The sequence below is a fragment of the Conchiformibius kuhniae DSM 17694 genome (assembly GCF_000428785.1).
Classification (GTDB): Bacteria; Pseudomonadota; Gammaproteobacteria; order Burkholderiales; family Neisseriaceae; genus Conchiformibius; species Conchiformibius kuhniae.
Window position 1 is genome coordinate 50,594 of the sequence record NZ_AUAP01000010.1, and the last position, 21,086, is coordinate 71,679.

23 protein-coding genes and 1 pseudogene are annotated in these 21,086 nt (G+C 51.4%); 8 read left to right on the forward strand and 16 right to left on the reverse strand.

The features are described 5' to 3' along the window. Nucleotides 1-13: 13 nt before the first annotated feature. The 8 genes from G392_RS13245 to pseI all read right to left on the reverse strand — a co-directional run bounded on the left by G392_RS13245 (nucleotide 14) and on the right by pseI (nucleotide 7,782). Nucleotides 14-1,219, reverse strand: coding sequence for a CDP-glycerol glycerophosphotransferase family protein (locus G392_RS13245; RefSeq protein WP_084165928.1), 1,206 nt, complete (start codon nucleotides 1,217-1,219; stop codon nucleotides 14-16). Between the two features lie 44 nt (nucleotides 1,220-1,263). Next, nucleotides 1,264-1,659 (reverse strand): adenylyltransferase/cytidyltransferase family protein, encoded by a 396-nt coding sequence (locus G392_RS12165; RefSeq protein WP_034334464.1) that lies wholly within the window; start codon nucleotides 1,657-1,659, stop codon nucleotides 1,264-1,266. A 29-nt stretch (nucleotides 1,660-1,688) separates the two neighbouring features. Further along, a complete protein-coding gene (locus G392_RS0104920; RefSeq protein WP_051255583.1) occupies nucleotides 1,689-2,711 on the reverse strand; it encodes a hypothetical protein in 1,023 nt (340 codons plus the stop codon). Between the two features lie 253 nt (nucleotides 2,712-2,964). Continuing rightward, nucleotides 2,965-3,774: a glycosyltransferase family 2 protein gene (locus G392_RS0104925; RefSeq protein WP_027009336.1), complete on the reverse strand. Its 810-nt coding sequence runs from the start codon at nucleotides 3,772-3,774 to the stop codon at nucleotides 2,965-2,967. Continuing rightward, nucleotides 3,774-4,592, reverse strand: a complete 819-nt coding sequence (locus G392_RS0104930; RefSeq protein WP_027009337.1) for a beta-1,6-N-acetylglucosaminyltransferase — start codon at nucleotides 4,590-4,592, stop codon at nucleotides 3,774-3,776. Before G392_RS0104930 ends, G392_RS0104925 begins: the two co-directional genes overlap by 1 nt. After that, nucleotides 4,589-5,533 carry a glycosyltransferase family 52 gene (locus tag G392_RS12170; RefSeq protein ID WP_051255584.1) on the reverse strand — a complete coding sequence of 315 codons (945 nt, stop codon included), beginning with the start codon at nucleotides 5,531-5,533 and terminating at the stop codon, nucleotides 4,589-4,591. Before G392_RS12170 ends, G392_RS0104930 begins: the two co-directional genes overlap by 4 nt. Before the next feature lie 4 nt (nucleotides 5,534-5,537). Beyond that, complete coding sequence (locus G392_RS0104940) at nucleotides 5,538-6,731, reverse strand: oligosaccharide flippase family protein (protein WP_027009338.1); 1,194 nt, start codon at nucleotides 6,729-6,731, stop codon at nucleotides 5,538-5,540. Nucleotide 6,732: 1 nt separating this feature from the next. After that, a complete protein-coding gene (pseI, locus tag G392_RS0104945) occupies nucleotides 6,733-7,782 on the reverse strand; it encodes a pseudaminic acid synthase (RefSeq protein ID WP_034334466.1) in 1,050 nt (349 codons plus the stop codon). Between the two features lie 45 nt (nucleotides 7,783-7,827). On the opposite strand from pseI, the gene G392_RS0104950 reads away from it, so the two are divergent. Next, entirely contained in the window at nucleotides 7,828-8,772 is a 945-nt protein-coding gene (locus G392_RS0104950; RefSeq protein WP_027009340.1) for a hypothetical protein, read from the forward strand. A 9-nt stretch (nucleotides 8,773-8,781) separates the two neighbouring features. Then, nucleotides 8,782-9,051 (forward strand): hypothetical protein, encoded by a 270-nt coding sequence (locus G392_RS0104955; protein ID WP_027009341.1) that lies wholly within the window; start codon nucleotides 8,782-8,784, stop codon nucleotides 9,049-9,051. Here the strand turns inward: G392_RS0104955 and pseG are convergent. Continuing rightward, nucleotides 9,032-10,600 (reverse strand): UDP-2,4-diacetamido-2,4,6-trideoxy-beta-L-altropyranose hydrolase, encoded by a 1,569-nt coding sequence (gene pseG / locus G392_RS0104960; RefSeq protein WP_027009342.1) that lies wholly within the window; start codon nucleotides 10,598-10,600, stop codon nucleotides 9,032-9,034. The genes G392_RS0104955 and pseG overlap by 20 nt on opposite strands. A 177-nt stretch (nucleotides 10,601-10,777) precedes the next feature. Continuing rightward, nucleotides 10,778-10,987: pseudogene (locus tag G392_RS14365) on the reverse strand (hypothetical protein); the annotation flags it as partial. On the opposite strand from G392_RS14365, the gene G392_RS14040 reads away from it, so the two are divergent. After that, nucleotides 10,889-11,119 (forward strand): hypothetical protein, encoded by a 231-nt coding sequence (locus G392_RS14040; protein ID WP_211224347.1) that lies wholly within the window; start codon nucleotides 10,889-10,891, stop codon nucleotides 11,117-11,119. The pseudogene G392_RS14365 and the gene G392_RS14040 overlap by 99 nt on opposite strands. A 31-nt stretch (nucleotides 11,120-11,150) precedes the next feature. Here the strand turns inward: G392_RS14040 and pseF are convergent, their stop codons facing one another. The 6 genes from pseF to pseB all read right to left on the reverse strand — a co-directional run bounded on the left by pseF (nucleotide 11,151) and on the right by pseB (nucleotide 16,549). Continuing rightward, nucleotides 11,151-11,840 carry a pseudaminic acid cytidylyltransferase gene (gene pseF / locus G392_RS0104970; protein ID WP_027009344.1) on the reverse strand — a complete coding sequence of 230 codons (690 nt, stop codon included), beginning with the start codon at nucleotides 11,838-11,840 and terminating at the stop codon, nucleotides 11,151-11,153. 366 nt (nucleotides 11,841-12,206) lie between these two features. Next, nucleotides 12,207-12,671, reverse strand: a complete 465-nt coding sequence (locus G392_RS14310; RefSeq protein ID WP_027009345.1) for a tetratricopeptide repeat protein — start codon at nucleotides 12,669-12,671, stop codon at nucleotides 12,207-12,209. A 20-nt stretch (nucleotides 12,672-12,691) separates the two neighbouring features. Continuing rightward, nucleotides 12,692-13,858, reverse strand: coding sequence for a UDP-4-amino-4,6-dideoxy-N-acetyl-beta-L-altrosamine transaminase (pseC, locus tag G392_RS0104980; RefSeq protein ID WP_027009346.1), 1,167 nt, complete (start codon nucleotides 13,856-13,858; stop codon nucleotides 12,692-12,694). Between the two features lie 24 nt (nucleotides 13,859-13,882). Next, nucleotides 13,883-14,677, reverse strand: a complete 795-nt coding sequence (locus G392_RS0104985) for a hypothetical protein (RefSeq protein WP_027009347.1) — start codon at nucleotides 14,675-14,677, stop codon at nucleotides 13,883-13,885. Nucleotides 14,678-14,687: 10 nt separating this feature from the next. Beyond that, the gene (locus G392_RS0104990; protein ID WP_027009348.1) at nucleotides 14,688-15,518 is read right to left on the reverse strand and encodes a DUF5984 family protein; all 831 of its coding nucleotides are present in this window, start codon (nucleotides 15,516-15,518) and stop codon (nucleotides 14,688-14,690) included. 32 nt (nucleotides 15,519-15,550) lie between these two features. After that, on the reverse strand, nucleotides 15,551-16,549 hold the full coding sequence (gene pseB / locus G392_RS0104995; protein WP_027009349.1) for a UDP-N-acetylglucosamine 4,6-dehydratase (inverting): 999 nt from the start codon (nucleotides 16,547-16,549) through the stop codon (nucleotides 15,551-15,553). Between the two features lie 153 nt (nucleotides 16,550-16,702). Between pseB and G392_RS0105000 the strand changes: the two genes are divergently transcribed. From G392_RS0105000 to G392_RS0105020, 5 genes are read left to right on the forward strand one after another with little or no spacing between them, the layout of a single operon-like run. Then, nucleotides 16,703-17,017 (forward strand): YbjQ family protein, encoded by a 315-nt coding sequence (locus G392_RS0105000; RefSeq protein WP_027009350.1) that lies wholly within the window; start codon nucleotides 16,703-16,705, stop codon nucleotides 17,015-17,017. Nucleotides 17,018-17,027: 10 nt separating this feature from the next. Beyond that, entirely contained in the window at nucleotides 17,028-17,540 is a 513-nt protein-coding gene (locus G392_RS12175; RefSeq protein WP_051255585.1) for a YbjQ family protein, read from the forward strand. Next, nucleotides 17,521-18,354, forward strand: coding sequence for a M48 family metallopeptidase (locus G392_RS0105010; RefSeq protein ID WP_027009351.1), 834 nt, complete (start codon nucleotides 17,521-17,523; stop codon nucleotides 18,352-18,354). The genes G392_RS12175 and G392_RS0105010 overlap by 20 nt, the downstream gene beginning before the upstream one ends. Nucleotides 18,355-18,356: 2 nt before the next feature. Next, the gene (locus tag G392_RS12180) at nucleotides 18,357-20,063 is read left to right on the forward strand and encodes a flotillin family protein (protein ID WP_084165930.1); all 1,707 of its coding nucleotides are present in this window, start codon (nucleotides 18,357-18,359) and stop codon (nucleotides 20,061-20,063) included. 36 nt (nucleotides 20,064-20,099) lie between these two features. Continuing rightward, nucleotides 20,100-20,894 carry a polyamine aminopropyltransferase gene (locus tag G392_RS0105020; RefSeq protein ID WP_027009352.1) on the forward strand — a complete coding sequence of 265 codons (795 nt, stop codon included), beginning with the start codon at nucleotides 20,100-20,102 and terminating at the stop codon, nucleotides 20,892-20,894. Nucleotides 20,895-21,086 lie beyond the last annotated feature (192 nt).

The window sequence follows — 21,086 nt, forward strand, 5'->3', positions numbered from 1 at the left end:
TAAATTTAACTAATTAATCTTGACTTGTAAGCTTAACTTGAATTTGATCAATTATATTGAAATTATTATTTTTTGCATCTAGGTCGCTTAAAAATCTTTTCATTATTTTTTTTCTAACTTGTGCGTATTCATCATTCCCATCAATTATCTTCTCCATAGAAAATAATAATTCTTCAAAATCTTTAGCGCATTCTCCTGCTAGGACTGTATTAAAATCAAAATACATCTCTCTATTTTTAATATAATTATCTAAGTCAAAACAAAAATGTATTATTGGTCTATCTAAAATTAAATAATCAAAATATATAGATGAGTAGTCGGTAATAAGACAAGAAGCTGTTTTTAAAATTACCACACTATCAATATCTAAAGGCAAAGAAATTATATTACTAAAATTAGATATAGTTATTTCCGTAGCCACATGGAATTTAATCAAAAAAATAGAATTATTTTTAATAAGAAAATTATTTAATTTCACAAAATCTATTTTTGCATTTTCAATAAAATTATTCCCATCATCTCTCCAAGTTGGAGCATATAAAAAAATTTTCTTATAACTAGCATAGTCTGTAATCTTCTTTACATTTTTCAAATATTCTATTCGTGGATATTTAGCAAAGATTACCTGATTAATATTAACTCTAAAGGCTGATCTAAATGAATATTTAAAAACATATTTAGAAGGACATAAAACTAAGTCGCACTTAATATGCAATTGAGGATTAATAATTCTAGAAAATCTAGTCGCTTTAGAAAAAAAATACACTAATGGTTCAGTTAAAATATCATACTCAATCTTTTTTACTGGTATCCCATGCCATAAATTTATCTTTATGCTACCTTTAGAAGTAAAAAAACAAATATCACTAACATAACATGAAAAAACATAAACTTTAGCCACTATGCAATAATATATACCTTTAAAACTAAATAAATTATATGCTATTCCATATTTTCTTGCTTCTTTAACTCCTTTCCTACATTTAGAAATCCATACAGCTTTTATTCCAAGCTGTGGTTTTGAATTTACGAATTCATACAAGTATCTACTATTATCATTAAATCCATTGTAACTACCAAATACCCATATATCATTTTTCCTATTACAAAAACCTGAACAAAAATATAACAAATATCCCAATAATTTTATTCCATATTTTAATAAATTTATTATAGGTTTTGGTAGCTTTGATAAAATCAACTTATATACAAGTTTCATTTTCTTCTTTTAAATCAAATTTTAAATCAAAATTAAAACTAAAATTAGATATGCGACAATGACAATACGGATTTAATATATGTACTTGAAATACCTTCAGTTCTCTCCAAATATATAACTTCACAAATATCTTTTAAATCATCAAATTTCCCTATCCAATCTGACCCGATACCAAAAACATTTGCATTATAGTAAATAATATCCTCTCTTTTTTGTTCCCATGTATATTCAGGAAACACTAAATCAACATACTTAGAACTATTTACAATCTCCGAACGTTCTTCATACGAAAATATGGATTTCTTACCTTTTTTTAAATTAAATTCATCCGAAGATACTCCCACAATTAGTTTATCACCTAACATACGTAACCGCTTCAACAATCGTACATGCCCGATATGGAACAAATCAAACGTACCATAAGTAATAACTACCTTCATATTAGCTCCAAATTATCAAAGTTGAGGAATCAATGTTTAAATTTTCTTAAAAATCTTCTCAAAAAGGATGATATAGTTGCATTAAATTTTAAATATATATAAAATTCCTTAATATAACTTTTTAAGGAAAAATTTCCACCTTGCTTAGAAAGATAAGCTCTTGCATCCTTTTTATAGTCCCTCATACGATTAACACCAAAAAACTCACAATTAACAATAGGCATATCAATTTGAAATACGATTTTTTCTAGCGGAATAAGTTTTAGCATCGCTAAAAAAATCAAATACACAGAATAATATCTAGAATTAGGATTAGTTTTTAACTCGTAATTACTCAAACCATAATCATTCTTCATAAATTTTAAATGATAATGAACAAAAATAGTTTCCAAACTTGTCCTTTTAGACAAATCTAAAAACTCCCATTCCTCACCTTTCTTAAAAATACTATCTTTATCAACTCGAAATAACCACAGGTCGCCATGCAAATTACAAAACCTTGCAGTAGATGGTATATACAACTTCCCTTTGTGATCAATAATATTTACACCAGAAAGCCACTGGACATAATTATTGTTTTCATCGATCTTTAATTGGTTATACTTCTCTCTAATTTTATCCCCTTTAACAAGAACCTGATCTCCATCAATTTTAATAGCCCACTTCTTTGTAGTCTTACTTAATGAAAAGTTATAGTAATTTACTAAACTTTGAAAATGATCACTTGGCAAGTGCTTATATAACTCACTTCCTTGTGGGTACACAACAGGAATATAATGAAAAGCTTTAATCTTATCTGGATATTTATTAATATAATCCTGAATTATACTTTCTGTATCATCTTGACAATCATTATACACTATAATGAGTTCATCCAAATACAAAATCCAAGAATCTATTGAAACTGCTAAAAACTCAGCTTCATTTCTTAAACGCATAAAACCACTAATACCCTCGTTTCTTAATTTACTATCAAATAACGAAAAATCAACGACCGGCTCATATACATTCTCTATTTTTTTAAGATTATTCCTTATCATATCACTTTCCATCAAATTCACTTTCTCTAAATCATGCGCAAAAAAACATCAAAAACCAAATGCTTTTTATTATACATCAAAATTTGTAAATAGTAAACTTTTTTTCATATTACCCGATATGCTCTTGGATAAAATATTGATTATATTATATTTTAAAATTTAACAGCTAATTCATCAACAGTTCCATGATCCTAGATTAATGCTGTAGCAAGCGCAGTCAACACGATACCCATAAACAGGTAATAGTACGGTAACATGGTATTTTTCATTTTTTGCGTAGGAATTTTTGATAAATTATGCATAATAACTGAGTCGGTAAAAGACGTGATATACTGCGGAGCAAAAAAATACAAAATGCTGGTAATGAATTATGTACAACCAAATACCGCTTTAAGCGAAAAAGCTGCCATTCACTACGAAAATATGCCAAACCGCCTCGCCGAGCTACCATTTGTTCACCACTACGCACTTGTACCAAAGCATCAGGTAAGTTGGCAGTTTGTGCGCCTTGCGCCAACATTCGCAGCCACAAATTATAGTCTTCCATATATAAATGATGCTGATACCCACCTGCTTTCATCACACAGCTTTTCTTGTAGGCTACCGTCATGTGGTTAAATGGGTTGCGTTTTTTGGCAAACTTGCAAATTTCATGATGCTGAAGCGGCACACGGCGCACACCGTCAGGCTGTTCCGCACGGTGGGAAAATTCGCTAATTTGTCCGCCAAATAAGTCTATTTCCGGATTAGTTTCAATAAAAGCACATTGTTTTTCAAAGCGTTCCGGAATACACATATCATCGGTATCCATACGGAATACCCATTCATGGCGGCAAGCGTCCAGCCCCACATTCAGGGCACGACCCAAACCAATATTTTCAGGCAGCCGCACGATTTCCAAAGGCAGGTCGGAAAACTTCGCCACCACTGCTTCCAATGCCGCGCCGACTTCGCCATCATACACCAAAACGATTTGGTCTGCAGCTTTTGTTTGCATCGCCAAACTGTTCAGGCATTTGCGCAAATACTCGGGTTTCTCCCGATAATACAATGACATCAATACGGAAAATTGCATCAATATTGCTCCGCCAAAAACGTTTGCGCGGTTCTGTCGTCCACTTTGCGGGCAAACCACAAACCGTTCTGCCGCGCTTGCCGCAGTTGTGCCAAATCCAAATAATCGGGGTGGTTAGCGCTGCCGTGCATGGCAATCAGGCGGCGGTTATCGTTGATGTGATTGATGCTTTTTTCAGGCAGCACGTTGTGGACAATGTGCTGGAAAAAATGTTCGTCAGGGCAAAGTTTCTTTTCAAACAAGCTGCTGGGTTCGCTTAAGGCTTCTTGAAACAACGGCTCAGCAGCAACGCGGTCGGCAGAAAACCATTGGCTGCCAACATGGCAAATTTGCTTGGTCGGCAGCAAATAATCTAATCCTTGCAATAATTTGGTTAAAACCTTGCCGTGCCATTTCCGTTGCCATGCGGTATCGGCATGAGGCGCATTAAAGCGGACACGGTGGCGCAAACGGCGGCTGGTTCGGCTTTGCAAAAACAGCGTTCCTGCGGGCAAATCCGACCACGCCGCTTCCAAAGTAGCGGTGTTTTGCAAGGGCAGGCATTCTCCGCTTAGCAAATGAAAATAACGGTTTGCAGGTTCGGCTAGGGCTGCCTGAAACAGGTTCAGCGTTGCCAAAATCATGCTGAATCCACCCCAATTCACCGCTACACGGTTGTTTAGAATATAGATATTGCTTATTTGGCGCAAGGCGTGCAATTCGGTGATGTCGGATTTGGCATCGTAATGCAGGTAAAAGCGTGCTTGCGGCTCGCGTTGCGCCCACGCCGACAGATGCTGAGGCGGGCGGTGGCACAGCATCAAATAGGCGGTATTCATGCTTTATCCTTGAATATCAAGGTTTCTATGCCGAAACGGGCGAACAGGGTTCGGGTGGACGGTGAAAGTTCTTTGCCGGTAACGGCGGACACGTCCACCGCCAAGCTGCGGATGCCGTTCAAGTGGGCGGTATTCAGCGCAGCGGTGCTAAACAGATGATACAGTTCAAAAACCGTGTCGGCTTCCAACTGCCGCCGCCGAGCCAACCAGTCTTCAAAAATTTTGTCGCTGTCAATGCAGTCCAAATCGGGCAGCCGTTGTTCGCGCGGGTGCGGAAAATAACGGCTGATGCCGAACTGTTCGGCAATGCGTTCAAACAGGCGGGCATTGGCGGCGGGATTGTCCATAGTAGGCTGTCCCAGCAGGATTTTTTCCACTTTTCCGCCGGTTGCCACATTATCAGGCAGCATCAGCGACACGCCGCGCGTATTCGGAATAATGTTGTCAAACTGCGGAAACAGGGTGTAATGCAAGCGGCTGCGGGCGATGATTTGGCGGCTGTCCCACGACACGCCCAGCAGTTTGCGCAGCAGTTTTTGTTTCACCGACAAGGGCGGCGGACGGTAAAAAATGCTGTCGGGCAAGATGTTGCCCGTGCCGTCATCAAAGGTTTCCAAATGCGTGAAACGGCTGCGGCTGAGCAGGTAATGCACCATCATGCTGTTGATGCTGGCGCAATAGGCGGTGTCGTATTCGTCTTGCAGGCTGCCTGAAAGACGGTTTAATGCGCTCAAATAGGCGGCGGGCTGTTGCGGGGTCAGCAGCACGAATTGCGCCGCACCGCGACAGGCATCGGACAATTGTTTGAAATAATGCTGAAACTTAGCATTGTCTTCATAGGAAAACATCACACCATGAAAACTTTGCTGCGGCTGCTGCGCGATGATTTGGCGGGCAATCAGCACTTGCAAGGGGGTATGGCAAATAATCAGATGGTTCATTTTGTTAATCTTTTACTTGACGGTACAGCAGGGGCAGAATCACCAGTCCGCCCGCAATCATCGCCAACGGCGTCCATTTCGGCCCTAACGGGACGGTTGCCAGCAAAACCGCCAAATAACTGCCGACTGACAATAGAGAAATAAAGGAAATTTTGCTGTTTTGCCCATAATAATATAGATAATTTACCAAAATAAAATACGGTGCGGATAAGCCATTTCCAAGCAAAAATAAACAAGCATACCATTTAATCCCGATATACTCATCGCCCAGCACCAATAAAAATAAAGATTCGGGTAATAGCCATGTTAATAGTGCAACTACAAATACCAAAGCAAATGTCCAACATGACAATTTACGGATTCTGAAAGAATTTAAACGACCATCTTTCATAGCTTGATAATAATAAGGAACAACAGCTCGATTAGTTGCCATTAGCAAGACACTTAATATCCATGCAACTTGAAATCCCGCAGCATATATACCGATTTGCTCTGCTGGATAAATTGGGTACAATACCATCCGATCTAATTGTCCTTTAGTAAAGCCAGCAACATAGTGTAGTATTAAAGGCACACCAAAAACCATAATATAACGTATAGATTTAAATAATTTACTATAACTAATATGCACTACTAGATAGCGATCACGCAAAAACCACCATGCCGCGATAGCCGACACCGCCGCATTCCCCAACAATAATGCCATAAACCGCTTGGCAACGGGCTCACCGTCCATCCATTCCAACAATGCAACCGTTAATGCGCTGGTCAAAATGCCCGATGCCACTTGAATCAGCGTATAGGAAAATGCCTGTTTTCGGCATTGCCGTAAAACCAATTGAACATTCAATACACATTGCGATGCCGCCGCACCGACCACCGCCGCCATAATCAGCGACCCCGCCGCCCACGCCGCCGCCAATGCCACGCCCGCCACCGCAAAAGTATAAGCATAACCCGCATACACTACATTATGCAGATTGCGTTTGCCGTACACATAATAATAACGCGCCACCGCTCCGTCTTGGCTCATGCCGAACACAATCACCAGCAACGCCAAATAGGTTTGATAGTAAGACAATTCACCAAAACCCGCCGCGCCCAATTTGCGGGTCAAATAGGGCAGCAGCAGAAACGGCAGGGCTTTGGCAAAGATTTCCCCCAGCAGGTAAATCGCGCTGTCTTTCAGGATTTTCATTTCAGGCTGCCTGAAACGCGTCCCAATGCACGGGCGTGTTCGCCGCCACATCGCAACGCAGGGTTTTGCCGAGCAATTCGTCCAAATGCTTGGGCGGCAAGCCGTAACCGGGGCGCACGCTGCGGACGGCATCGGCAGTCAACACATCGCCCGAGCGCAAGTCTTTGACAAAATACAGGGAACGGCGAAACTGGATATTTCCCTGTTCGCTGGATTTGAGCGCGTATTCCACTTTGCCCAACGCCGTCCACGCGGTGCGGGCATCGCGGCAGAGTGCCGCCAAATCATCGGGTTGCAGGGAAAAACTGTCATCGGGCCCGCCGCCGTTGCGGTCAAGCGTGAAGTGTTTTTCCACCACGCACGCACCCAAGGCGATGGCGGCGATGGCAGTGGTGTTGTCCAAAGTGTGGTCGGACAAGCCGACAGGCACGCCGAAGCGTTGCGCCATATCGGGCAGGGTGCGCAGGTTGTAATCGGCGGCGGGTGCGGGATAGCCGCTTACGCAATGCAGCAAAATCAATTCTTGGCAACCGCCCGCGCGGGCAGTGTCCACCGCTTCGGCGATTTCGGCGGCATCTGCCATGCCGGTGGAAACAATCATCGGTTTGCCCGTTTGCGCGACATAACGAATCAACGGCAAATCAACGGCTTCAAACGAGGCGATTTTATATGTGGGTGCGTTGAGCCGCTCCAGCATGTCCACCGCGCTGAAGTCAAACGGCGAGCTGAACAGGGTAATGCCCGCTTCCCGCGCATAATCAAACAGGGGCGCGTGCCAATCCCACGGCAGGTGCGCCTGTTGATACAAATCGTAAAGCGTGCGCCCGTGCCACAAGCCGCCCTTGATTTGGAAATCGGGAGCGTTGCTGTTCAGGGTGATGGTGTCGGCGGTGTAGCTTTGGATTTTGACCGCATCGGCACCGGCGCGTTTGGCTTCGTCAATCAGGCGGAAAGCGGTTTGCAGGCTGCCGTTGTGGTTGGCCGACATTTCGGCGATGATGTAGGGCGGGTGCGCCGTACCGATGGCGCGGCCGTTGATGGCAATGGTCATGCGAATATCCTAAAATCGGGCGTTATTATACGAAAGGAAACGCCAATGTTGAAACACTATTGTTTGGCAGGCTGCATGATGTTTGCCCTTGCCGCCGCCAACGCGCAAACCGCCGCGCAAACTTTGCTGAAAACAAACGAAACACCGCCCGCCGGCACGAACGGTTACGCCGCGCTGCATTTGTTCCCTTACCACACCACGCCGCAGCAGCAGGCAGAATGGCTCCGGCACCCGCACACCGCTACGGATTGGGAAAAACTGCCGCACGAAACCGATTTTGCCTGCCCAAACAAATATGACACAGACGCTTGCACCGCACACGTCCGCACGCATCTGCCCGTGTTTCAGGCAGCTTTGCCGCGACACCGTGCCGTGCTGGACAATCTTGACAGCTTGGCGCAATCCGACCACATTTCCGTGCCGCCGCAGCATTTTGAAACGGCTTTGTTGGAAACAACGCACTTTCCCGCCTACGCAACACTGCTGCAAACCGGCAGGGCGGCAGCCATCACCGAATGGCTGTCGGGCAAGGCACAAGACGCCTTGTCGCGCAGTTGCCGCCACATCAAAATCGGGCGCATGATGCTGGCACACCCGCAAGGTTTGGTGCAAAGCGCCACAGGCAACGCGCTTATCCGACAACACACGGAATTGTTTGCACATATTTTGGCACAACACCCCGAATCGGCACACCGTTTGCCCGCAAGCTGCACGGCAGTGTTTGCGCCTTTGCCGGAACAGGACATGGGTTTGTGTCGGGCAATGAAATACGAATACCGCAGTTTGGCAAACGACATGACCGCCGACCGACCGCAAACATCGGGCATTCCGGCACGGCTTGGCGCATACTGGCATGGTTTCAAAATCAAGGTGTTGCTACGCGAAAACGCCGAACACGCCGCGTTTGTCTGCACGGACGATGCTTTGGCACAACTGCGCGGCGATGCGCCGTTTCAAACGCCCGTGCCGCGTTTTTCGCTGGGCAAGTAGCTGTGGAACATGGAAATTCACACCGAATATCAGCAACACGCGCAGCAACTGCAAGACACCCGCTTACGCCTGAACGCCGTCCGCGCCCTGTTGCAGCTTTACCGACTACCCGCGCCGCCCGATGATGCCGCCGTGCAACAGGTTTTGGCGGCACACGCCACACCCGCCCGCGCTTTGACGTGGCACGCGGCGCAGGGGCGGATTGGCTTTACGCTTTACCGTCCGCACCCGCAAGAAAGCACAAATGCGTTTTTGCCGTTTAATAGGCAAATTCGTTAGACGATAATTCAAAGATTTGCGTACCGTCCGCCAAAGTTTCGGGCTGTCTGAAACCGAGTTTGCGGTGCAGCCCCAAACTGGCGGCGTTGTGCGGCAACACGCGCCCGCGCACCGCCGCCACGCCCAATTCGGCAAAGGCAAAACGCAAAGCGTGCAGGCACAATGCCGTGCCGTGTCCGCGCGGGCAGTCGGGGGCGCGGTAGAAACCCCATTCCCACACGCCGTTTTCGCGGCGCGTGAAGCTGACAAAACCGCGAGCCGCGCCGTCTGCCTGATGGATTTTCATCACGAAATCGGGATTGCCGCGCTGTTTGGCAAACCAAGCAATGTGGTTTTCCCATGCGATTTCGCCCGCATCAAACATAAAACGGCGCACTTCGGCATGGTTGCGCCACGCAAACAAACGCGCCGCATCGTCATCGCGCACATCGCGCAACACGGCGGCGGGCATCGGCGCGGTCAGATGCCGCACCACCCGCGCCACGCCTTTGCCATCGCACAAAGCGGCGGCGGCACGGCTTTGGCGGATACGCTGCTCCGCACCGGCGCAGGCTGCCTGAAGGTCGGCGGCGGTAAAATCGGACGGCAACACGGCGGCCGCACCCGCATCGTGCAAGGCGCGGGCGATGCCGCGCTGGTTGTCCGCCAACACCAGCAAGGCACTCGGCAAACCCGCGCAACAGCGTTCCCACGCGCTGCTGCCCGCCGCGCCCACCGCCCAATCCGCCGCCGCCAGCAATTCGCCCATATTGTCCGCCGCCGTGATGACGCGGCAGCGATACGGCGCGGCACCGGCAAATTCGCGCACCGCCGCCAAATGCGGCGCGGCCGCGCCCATCACCGCCCGCACTTCGCAAGACGGCGGCAGCCATTGCGCCAACGCCCGCAACACGCGCAACGTAAAATTATCCTTGTCCACGCCGCCCAAACTCACCAAAACCGTGTTCAGGCAGCCTGAAACGCGCCGCGCCAAACTGCGTTCGCGCCACGCCGCAAATTCGGGTCGCAACAGCGCATAGCGCGTTCCCGCCAACACACGACCATGCGCGGGCAGCAAACCCACATAATCGGCGGCGCGGCTGCCGAGATTTTGGTCAAGCAGCACATCGGCATCGTGGCAGCGGTCGTGCAAATCGTCAATAATCAAAATCTTGGACGCGCACACGGCGCGGGCGCGGCTTTCCCACTCCGTATCCAGCGCGTAGTGGTCGCACACAATCCAGTCGGGCGCGAAATCGCGGATAATGCCCTCGCAATCGGCAGAATCCCGCGCTTGCGGCACGCCCAGCCACGCCGAATGCGCCAAACACGATACGCCCTCCCCTGCTTGCGGGGGAGGGTTGGGGTGGGGGCTGGCGGACGGCGCGGGCAGCAAACTGCCGTCAAAACCGTTTTTCAACACCAAATCAAACAAATGCCCCGAATGTTCGCGGCAAACGAAATGCGCGGTATGCCCTTGTTCACGCAGGGATTTTGCCAAGGTCAGACAACGCATCAGATGTCCGCTTCCGATTTGCAAGGAAGCATCTGTTCGGAAAAGGAATTTCATGTTCGGGCTGCCTGAAAATGGTTTAAACGTTTTTGAATTTCCGCGCATAATTGCTCTGCCGTGTACGGGCTGTCCGTTCCAATTAACGAGAAAGTCTGGGTTGAATAGCCCATTTTTTTTACTGCTTAAAGCCATTATTTTTTGAAACCCCGACATTCGCGCCAAAAACTTTTTATCATCAAAAATATCAATTACGATAAAAGTTTGTTTACTGAATGGAGATGTTTCCAATGTCGTGATTTTTACTCCGCCAATCTCTTGCCACGCCATCAAGCCCACGCTGTACGCATGAGCATCCACAACAATGCCTTGCTCATTGATTTCAATCATGGGCGTGCTTTGCCGGAAACGTTTGACCATTTGCACCGCACAGAACCCAAAAAACAGAAAACCAACAATAGAAAAAATATATCCAAAGCACTCCCTTTTTCCAAACCGCGCATCAAAAGCCACGGGGACAGCGCACAGAAAGCCAAACCTATCAACAAATACTTGAATAATTTGGTTTTGCTTGGGTAAATTTTAATGGTTTCAAACATTTTGTTTCCTTTCAGGCAGCCTGCCATTCCGCCAGCACCCGCCACAATATTTCCGCCCGTTGCCAATCTTCTTCGGTATCAATATCCTGCACGCGGTAACGCGGTACGGGAACGGCGCACACCTCGCCCGCAAACACCGCCTTGCCCGTGCGCCACGCCGCCGCCCTGCCCCAGTAAAACTGTCCCGCATCGTGCCACGCTTCGGTCAAATCCTGCGAACGCACCGCCGCGTTTTCGGGTTGGAACATCTGCAATCTGCCCTGTTCGCAACGCAAAGCGCGTTGAATCGGAAAAGCAAACGTGGTAACGCTGACGGCGTAATCCGCGCCGCTTTCGCGCAACACCGCCGCGCCGCGCCGCAAATCGTCTGACCGCACAAACGGCGCGGTGGCATACAGGCAGCACACGGGCGCATCGTCCGCCACGCCCAGCGCGTTTACCGCATGGCGCATCACGTCCGAAGTGGTGGCGTAATCGTCTGCCAATTCGGACGGGCGCACAAACGGCACGTCCGCGCCGTATGCCTGCGCCGCCGCCGCGATTTCGCCATCATCAGTGGACACCAGCACCCTGTCAAAACAGCCGCTTGCCAAGGCGGTTTCAATGCTGTGCGCCAGCATCGGTTTGCCCGCAAACGGGCGGATGTTTTTGCGGGCGATGCGTTTGCTGCCGCCGCGTGCGGGGATAATGCAAAGGGTCATAATTTGATTTCCAAAAAATTTTCAGGCTGTCTGAAACATTTTGCTCCCTCTCCCGCTTGCGGGGGAGGGCTGGGGCGGGGGAACGGTATTGCACGCGCAACAAACTTTTCTTTTGATTACGCCGCTTTTCCCCCACCCCGCCCCTCCCCCGCAAGCGGGAGAGGGAGGCTTTTCTATTTTCAGGCTACTTTAGAGCGTGTCATCATTTAAACTTTTATTACGAATAATCAGAACAATAAAAAAATGCCGTCATTCCCGCGCAGGCGGGAATCCACTGCCCGATGCTTGGCATTTGACTTGGATTCCCGCATTCGCGGGAATGACGGTGCAGTGGCTTTCCGGTTAAATGATGACACACCCTAAACATTACGGTTTCAACTCAGCTTCGCACATCCGCACGTTGTCCGCGCTGTGCGCCGTTTGCAACTGCTCGTGCGCCGCTTTCAAATAGGCGCAACCTTTCACCTTGTCCGCCGCCACGCCGCGCCCTTCCATATACGCTACGCCCGCATTGTTTTGCGCATCGGCATTGCCCTGCGCGGCAGCACGTTCATACCAAATCACCGCATTGCGCCAATCATCGCGGTGCATATAATAACGCCCCATCTGATACTGGGCGGCGGCATCACCCTGACGCGCTTTCGCCAACACATCGGCGGGCGGCGCACCAACGGACGGCGGTTTGGTATCGTCCCGCACCATTCCCTGCGCGAAAGATTGCCAAGCGTGATACAGCCCCGCGCCGCCCAACAACACACCGCACACCACAAGCGGCCACACCGAACCGTGCTTGCTTTGGTACGGCGGTTTTTCCGGCAGAAAGTCAGACATCTGTGTTTACCCTTTTGTTTTCAGGCAGCCTGAAACGCCGCCCGCAACACCCGCACCACTTCGTCCTGCTGCGCTTCGCCCAAATCAAAATACAAAGGCAAACTAATGGCTTGCGCGTAATACGCTTCCGCACTCGGAAACGCGCCCGCTTGAAAACCGAAACGCTTGCGGTAATACGGCTGGCTGTGGACGGGAATATAATGCACATTCGCGCCGATACCGTTTTCCCGCAAATAATCAAAAACCTGTTTGCGGGTTTTGCCGCTTTCGGGGCGCACGCGCACGGGATAAAGATGCAGCGCGGAATGGTTGTCGGGATTGCGGTACGGCAAATCCAACGGCAATCCGCGCAATAATTCATCGTAACGCGCCGCCAATTGATGACGGCGGGCGACAAATTCGTCCAAACGCGCAAGCTGGCTAATGCCCAACGCTGCCTGAAGCTCGGTCATGCGGTAATTGAAGCCCAAATCAATCTGTTGGTAATACCACGCACCATCGCTGCCGCCGTCCATTTCGGCGGGGTCGCGGGTGATGCCGTGCGAACGCAGCAAGGCCATTTTCTGCGCCAGTTCGGGGCGCTTGGTGGTCGCCAAGCCGCCTTCGGCGGTGGTAATGATTTTGACGGGGTGGAAGCTGAACACGGTGATGTCGCTGTGGGCGCAGTTGCCGACTTTGCCCGCGCCGTAAGCCGCGCCGATGGCGTGCGAAGCGTCTTCAATCACGGCAAAACCGTATTGCCGCGCCAGTTCGCCGATGGCTGCCATCGCGCACGGTTCGCCGCACAGGTGGACGGGCACGACGATTTTCGGCAAACGTTTGCCTTCGCGCCGCGCCCGCGCCAATTTGTCCGCCAGCGCGGGAACGGACAAATTCAGCGTGTGCGGGTCAATGTCCACAAAATCCACGTCCGCGCCGCAATACAGGGCGCAGTTGGCGGAAGCGGTAAAGGTTATCGGCGATGTCCACAACACATCGCCCTGCCCCAAGCCCAATGCCAGACACGCCAGATGCAGGGCGGAAGTGGCGCTATTGACGGCAACGGCGTGTGCCGCGCCGCAGTAGTCGGCAAGGGCGCGTTCAAATTCGGGGACTTTGTTGCCCTGTGTGAGAAAGTCGGATTGCAGCACGGCGGTAACGGCGGCAATGTCGGCGGGGGAAATGGTTTGTTTGCCGTAGGGAATCATGGTTTTCTTTCTTTAAACAAATGTTCAGGCTTCCTGAAGCAGGGGCAAGCCCGTGCGTTGTGCCATTTTCTCGGCGCGTTGCCACACAAAATAGTGGTCGGTAAACACATTGCTCACGCGCCCCAACGCCCAGTCGCGGCTGCCTGAACGGGCAATCAGACGGATTTCGTGATGCCCCGTGCCATCATCATTTTTCTGCCACGCGCAGGCGATGCCGACAAAATCGTTCGCGCTACGCCGCTCGCGCACCTGCCAACGCATTTTTTGCCAAGAAAACATGCGCAAATGAAATTCATCGGCAAGCGGTTCATAAACCAAACGCCGCGTGGACAACAAAATACCCAGCACATAGCGTAAAGCGGAACACACCACAAACATCGTGTAAGCCGCCAACAACAGCCCCGAAAAATCTGTGTTCGTTACCAACAGCGTCCACACCGATTTGACGCACCAAGCACATAGCCACAGCAACACCACCAAACGCACAAGCTGCCACCACCAAGCAAACGGCATCGTCCACGCACACGCGCCCTGCGGCGTTTGGCGCGGCGGAATCGGTTGCGACAACACCGCTAATTCCGCTTCACGGTACAAACGGCGGTTGCGCCAATACACAGACACCCGCCGCGCACTCCAAAACAAATACGCCGCCGCAGGCAGCGCAAACACGCTAAACATGACGCCGAAACGCGTTTCGCCACGCCAGCCCAGCCACAGAAAAAAGCCCAGCAACGCCGCGCCCGCCGCCGTAAACAGCAGGCGCAGCAGCAGGGACGGCAAGGGCGCAGTTTGGGGCAATTTGGCGTGATAGCGGGTCATGGCAGGTTTCCTAAAAATGGTTTACACGAATAATTTCAATTGGATAATCGTTTTCCGCCAACATTTTCCGCAAATCAATACCGGCAGCCAAATTCTTCTGTTCAAAATCGGTGGGAAACAAACGTTGATGCCGCATGGCACGGTTTAAACTGCTTTGATAATATTGGTGCCTATCCCAAATCGTTTGATTATCTACCTTCATTTGCCGATAAGCGTCCGGATAACGGGTTTGCACTTCATAGATGCGCTCCGCCATCACCGTCATCAAGCGTTGATGAAAATCCTCCACTTCACGGATAAAATCCGCCTCTGCCATCACAAAAACGGCTTCGCCGCGATGCTGAAAATACGGCACGCCCTCACCGTCCGTTTCGTTGCCGTTCCAATACAGATAAATTTCATCGGCATACCGCCACAAGCGGAAAACGGGCATTCCCATATAGCCGAAACTGCCACCGAACAAGGCATAACGCATGGCTTGGTCATGGCGCTGCAATTTTTCCGCCCATTGCGCCCGTGCCAAATCATAAACTTTCGGATTCAAAAGACAAGCGTGTATCAAGTCGCTGACATTTTGCCAAGCATAAGGCAGGGCGAAACTCAGCACGTATTCATGCAAACGGGCGACATAATAATCGGGTATTTCAGGAGAAAAACCGTTATCATATTGTTCCGCAACGATTTTCGCGTCCGCCGTCCAAATGTCGGGATTGTACGACAACAAACGCTTGCCGTTAATACAGATGTTGTAAGCACCGTTCGTCAAATAAAACCAACCGAGAAGGTGGTTAGACTCAAGCGTTTTCTCCAAGTTTTTAAACGTGAAATCAAATAAAGGCATCGCATTCCTTTCTTTTCAGGCTGCCTGAAAACTCAAATCGCCCCGATTTTATGCTTGTTCGCCTCAATCCACGCCCGCAATGCCTCCCGCGACATCCATTCGCGGTTGCTGTCGCTGGCATACACAAAACCTTCCGGCACTTTTTTGCCGTCTTTGATGCGCTCGGGCGAATCGTGCCAGCCGTTAATCGCGGGCAGGATTTTGAAATGTTCGGGATATTCGTAGGTGTAGTGCGCGTCTTCCGCGCCTATCATTTGTTCGTGCAGTTTTTCACCCGGACGGATACCCACCGTTTCGCAACGGCATTCGGGCGCCACCGCCGCCGCCAGTTCGGTAATCGTCATCGAGGGGATTTTTTTCACATACACTTCGCCGCCCACCATGTCGTCAAAAGCGTGCCACACCAGCTCCACGCCCTGTTCCAGCGAAATCATAAAACGGGTCATGCGCGGGTCGGTAACGGGCAGCACGCCCGTGTCGCGCAGGCTGATGAAAAACGGTATCACCGAGCCGCGCGAACCCATCACATTGCCGTAACGCACCACCGCAAAGCGCGTGCCGTGCTCGCCCGAATAGGCGTTGCCCGCCACAAACAGTTTGTCGGAAGCCAGCTTGGTCGCGCCGTAAAGATTGACGGGGCTGCTGGCTTTGTCGGTGGACAGGGCGACCACGCGCTTCACGCCTTTGTCGATGCAGGCGTCAATCACGTTCATCGCGCCGTTGATATTGGTTTTTACGCACTCAAAGGGATTGTATTCGGCGGTGGGGACGATTTTGGTGGCGGCGGCGTGGACAACGTAATCCACGCCGTCCAAAGCGCGGTAAAGCCGTTCGCGGTCGCGCACGTCGCCGATGAAAAAGCGTACCCGCGCATCGCCTTGAAAGTGTTTCGCCATTTCCCACTGTTTCATTTCATCGCGGGAAAAGATGATGATTTTTTTCGGATTGTAGCGGGCGAGCGTCATCGGCACGAAAGTGTTGCCGAAAGAGCCGGTGCCGCCGGTAATCAAAATCACGGATTGGGAAAGCATGGTTGCGCCTTAATCAAAACAAATGTGCCATTATAGCAGGGCGTTTTTGCCCGCATCCGCACAAGACGGCACTTTTTGCCCCGTGGCAATTGAAGCCTGTAGCAACATTGTGTAAGATACGGTTTGGTATTTGTTTTTTACAGGAGTAATGCCATGCTGCTGAGCAATTTGGAACACATTCCCGACCGCCGCATCGTCAAACATCTGGGCTTGGTGCAAGGCTCGACCGTCCGCGCCAAGCACGCGGGGCGCGATTTTATGGCGGGTTTGAAAAACCTTGTCGGCGGCGAGCTGAAAGGCTATACCGAGCTGCTGAACGAGTCGCGCGAACAGGCTTTGGAAAGAATGCAGGAACAGGCGCGGCAAATCGGCGCAAACGCGGTGATTAATGTGCGTTTTTCCACCTCATCGGTGGCGGCGGGCGCATCGGAGATTTTCGCCTACGGCACGGCGGTGGTGTTGGAATAAGGGGGCAGTCATGTCAGAAACCATTATGCTCATAACGGGTATCTTTTTGCCCTATTTATTGCCCGTGCTGCTGTTGGCGGTGGCGTTTGTTTTCGGCAGCCGCGCCGAGAAAAAACACTATGCCGGTATTTTGGCGCGGGAAGACGCGTTGCGTCATATTATGGTGTTGTCGGTGAAACGCCCGCCCAAATCGTTTGCGGAACAACGCTTGGTGATGGGCAGCGTGGTGGTGTCCAGCGATTATTTCACGCGCCTGCTGGCGTGGTTTCGCAATATTTTCGGCGGCAATGTGCGCGGCTACGAAACCTTGCTCGACCGCGCCCGCCGCGAAGCGGTGTTGCGGATGAAGGCGCAAGCGGACGAACTCGGCGCGGAGATGATTTTAAACATGAAGTTTGAAACGTCCACTTTGGGTAATATTCATGTTCCGCAGCAATCCTCTGCTTTGGGAACGGTGGAGGTGCTGGCATACGGCACGGCGGGAAAGTTGCGAAAGCCCAATCATGCCCGACCCGAAGTTTGACGAAAGCCGTAATCCGAACATTCCGCCTGCCGGTTACCGCGTGCGCGAGTTGCGGCAGATGCTGGTGTATCTCACCGTTAGTGTGGCGGTGCTGTGGCTGTTGGTGGAAGGTGCGGTGCGCGTGTTGCCGTATGCCCTCAGCTTGGAGCGGGAGCGGCAATGGTTTGCCTTTGTCGGGGATTTGATTGAAAGCGGTGATGACACGCGCAGCGATGCCGCTTTGCAAACGCTGGCGGACGATTTGGCACGGCGCATGGATTTGCCTGCGGGCAGCGTGCGCGTGTACCGCAGCGATGACGATACGGTAAACGCTTTTGCCACATTCGGCGGGCATATCGTGCTGTATCAGGGTTTGCTGGACAAGCTGCCTGACGAAGAAAGCGTTGCCGCCGTGCTGGCGCACGAAATCGCCCACGTCAAACACCGCGACCCTTTGCGCGGCGCATCGCGCGGGCTGCTGTTCGCGCTCATCAGCACGGCGGCAACGGGCGGGCAGGGCAATCCCGAGTGGCTGATTGGTTTGGAAAATCTGCGTTACAGCCGCAGTTTGGAAGAAGCGGCGGACGCGGCGGCGGTGGCGGCGGTGCAATCGCGTTACGGCGATGTCGGCGGCGCAGCACGGCTGTTTGCCGTGTTTGCAAACGTGGAGCGCGAACACGGACACGACCACACCCCGCAATGGGCGCAAAGCCACCCCGACACCGCCGCCCGCCGCGCACACGTCCGCGCCCTTGCCGCCGACAACGGTTGGCACGCCGCCCCTTCCGCACACCCCAATATTTGGCGCACGCCCGCGCCCACGAAAGGAGACTGAATATGGACGGATTTTTTATCGGCTTGCTGCTGTTTGTGCTGGGTGTTTTGGCGGCACTGGGCATCGGTTTCAAGAAATTCTACCGCCATGCCAACAAAGAAACTTCGCTGGTACGCACGGGCTTGGGCGGTGAAAAAATCGTGATTAGCGGCGGCGTGATTGTGCTGCCGATTTTTCATCAGGCGATGGAAATCAATATGCAAACCATCACCTTGGAAATCTCCTGCGAGGAAACCGAATCCCTGCTCACCCGCGACCACATGCGCATCGACCTTGTGGCGCAATTTTTCGTGCGCGTGCGCCCCGGCGAGGTCGGCATCGAAACCGCAGCACAAACGCTCGGCACGCGCACCCACGACCGCAACGCCCTGAAAGAAGTGTTGGAAGGCAAGCTCATCAATGCCTTACGCGCCATCGCCGCCAAAATGGACATGGAAGAGCTGCACAGCAAGCGCCTTGAGTTTATCCGCGACGTTCATGCCTACTTGAAAGAAGAACTGGACAAAACCGGCTTGGATTTGGAAAACATCGCCATCACCCATCTGAACCAAACCGACAAGGAATTTTTCAACATCAACAACGCATTTGACGCGCAAGGTTTGACCCGCTTGACCGAAATGGTGGAATTGCACAAAAAAAAGCAAAACGATGCCGAACAGGACAGCGCGTTTGCACGCACCCAGAAAAACCTGCAAACCGAACGCGACCAGCAATACGCGCAAATGGCACAAGAACTTGACCTTGCCGTCCGCCGTGCCGAACAGGCCGCCGCCATTGCCGAAGAAGAAGCCGCCAAAGAACGCGAAGCTGAAGAAGCCCGCATCGCCGCCCGCCGCGAAGTGGAATTGGCACGCATCGCCGCCGAGCGCGACATCGAAAACGAGCGCATCCGCAAAACCCAAGCCGTAGAATTGGCAGAGCAGGAACGCACCATCGCCATCGCGGAAAAATCCCGTGCCGAATCCGAAGCCAAAGCCGCCGCCGAAAAATCGCGCGCCGAAGCCGTGCGCGAGGAAGAGGGCGTGATTACCGTGCGCGAAACCGAACGCGCCGAGCGCAGCAAAGCCATTGAATTGATTGCTGCCGAAGAAGCCGCGCAAAAAGAAGCGATTGCGGTTACCGTGTCTGCCGAAGCGGAGAAACAGGCGGCGCTCGACCGCGCCGAAGCCGCCCGCATCGCCGCACAGGGCGAAACCGATGCCAAAATCCTGCTGGCGCAGGCGCAGGAAAAACAATATCAGGTGGAGGCGGAAGGCACCCGCGCCGTGAACGAAGCCGCCAACGCGCTGTCGGACGAGCAAATCGCCATGCAAATCCGTTTGGCATTGCTCAAGCGTTTGCCCGACATTATCCGCGAGTCCGTCCGTCCGATGGAAAACATTGACGATATTAAGATTTTGCAGGTAAACGGCTTGGGCGGTTTCGGCGGAACGTCCGGCAGCCCGAAAGACGGCGGGCATGCCGACAATCTTGCCGACCAAATGGTCAACAGCGCCCTGCGTTATCGCGGCCAAGCCCCGCTTGTGGACAGTCTGCTTAAGGAAATCGGTTTGGACGGCAGCAATATCAACGGCTTGACACAAGGTCTGCACCACAGTGTGCGCCAAGCGGCAGAAGCCTTGCAGGGGGAAACACCCGCCCTGCCCGCCGCCGAAACCGTAACGGCTGCGGACGATGTGTCCGCACACGCAGACGCGCCGCAACATTAAACGCTATAATTGCCCTTTTTTTCCCGTCAAACACCCATGCCCCATCCCTACCGCCGCCAACAACACTACCGCCGCGCCCTGCCTGAAGTGGGCATCAGCGAAAACGGCAACATCCGTTCCCTGCATCTTGGCACGCCCACCGTGCAAAGCGCGATGAATTTGGACAATCCGCCCGAACTGGTGCTGTCGTACAGCCGCGCGATGATGGCGTGGCTGCTGTTTGCCGAACAGCCGCCCGCGCACATCACCCAAATCGGCTTGGGCGGCGGCAGTTTTGCGCGTTGGCTGGCGGAATACCTGCCCGACACGCGCCAGACGGCGGTGGACGTCAATCCGCAGGTGATTACGGTTGCCCGCGCCATGTTTGTCTTGCCGCCCGAAGGCGGAACCTTTGAAATCATTGAAGCGGACGGCGCGGAATACGTCAAAACCCTGCGCGGCGGCACCGATGTGATTTTGACGGACGGCTTTGACGGCGAACAAATCATCGATGCTTTGGTGTCGGACGAATATTTTGCCGACTGCCGCCGCGCATTGAGCCGGCACGGGATTTTCGTAACCAATTGGTGGCAGGGCGACAAACGTTATCCGCAGTTTTGCGCCCGTTTGCGCGAGGCGTTTGATGGGCGCGTGTTGGCATTGCCCGCCGAAACACACGGCAATGCGGCGGTGTTGGCGTTTCAAACCGCGCCCGTGCTGCTCACCGACACGCTGAAAAAACGCGCCGATGCGCTGTCGGCACAATACGGCTTGGATTTCAAATGCATGCTTGCCGATTTGAAAGCCGAAAACGGTTGCAACGGGCGCAGTTTGCGTTTTCAGGCAGCCTGAAAAAATACCGCTTCAGTCCCCTCCCGTTTACGGGGGAGAGCTGGGGCAAATCCCATTTTCTTTTGAAAAACAAAGCGCATGCCGTCATTTAAATTTTTCTACTGAAAATCAGTGTAATAAATAAAATACCGTCATTCCCGCGCAGGCGGGAATCCAACAATAAATTCAAACAAACTTTGATAAAACATCGTT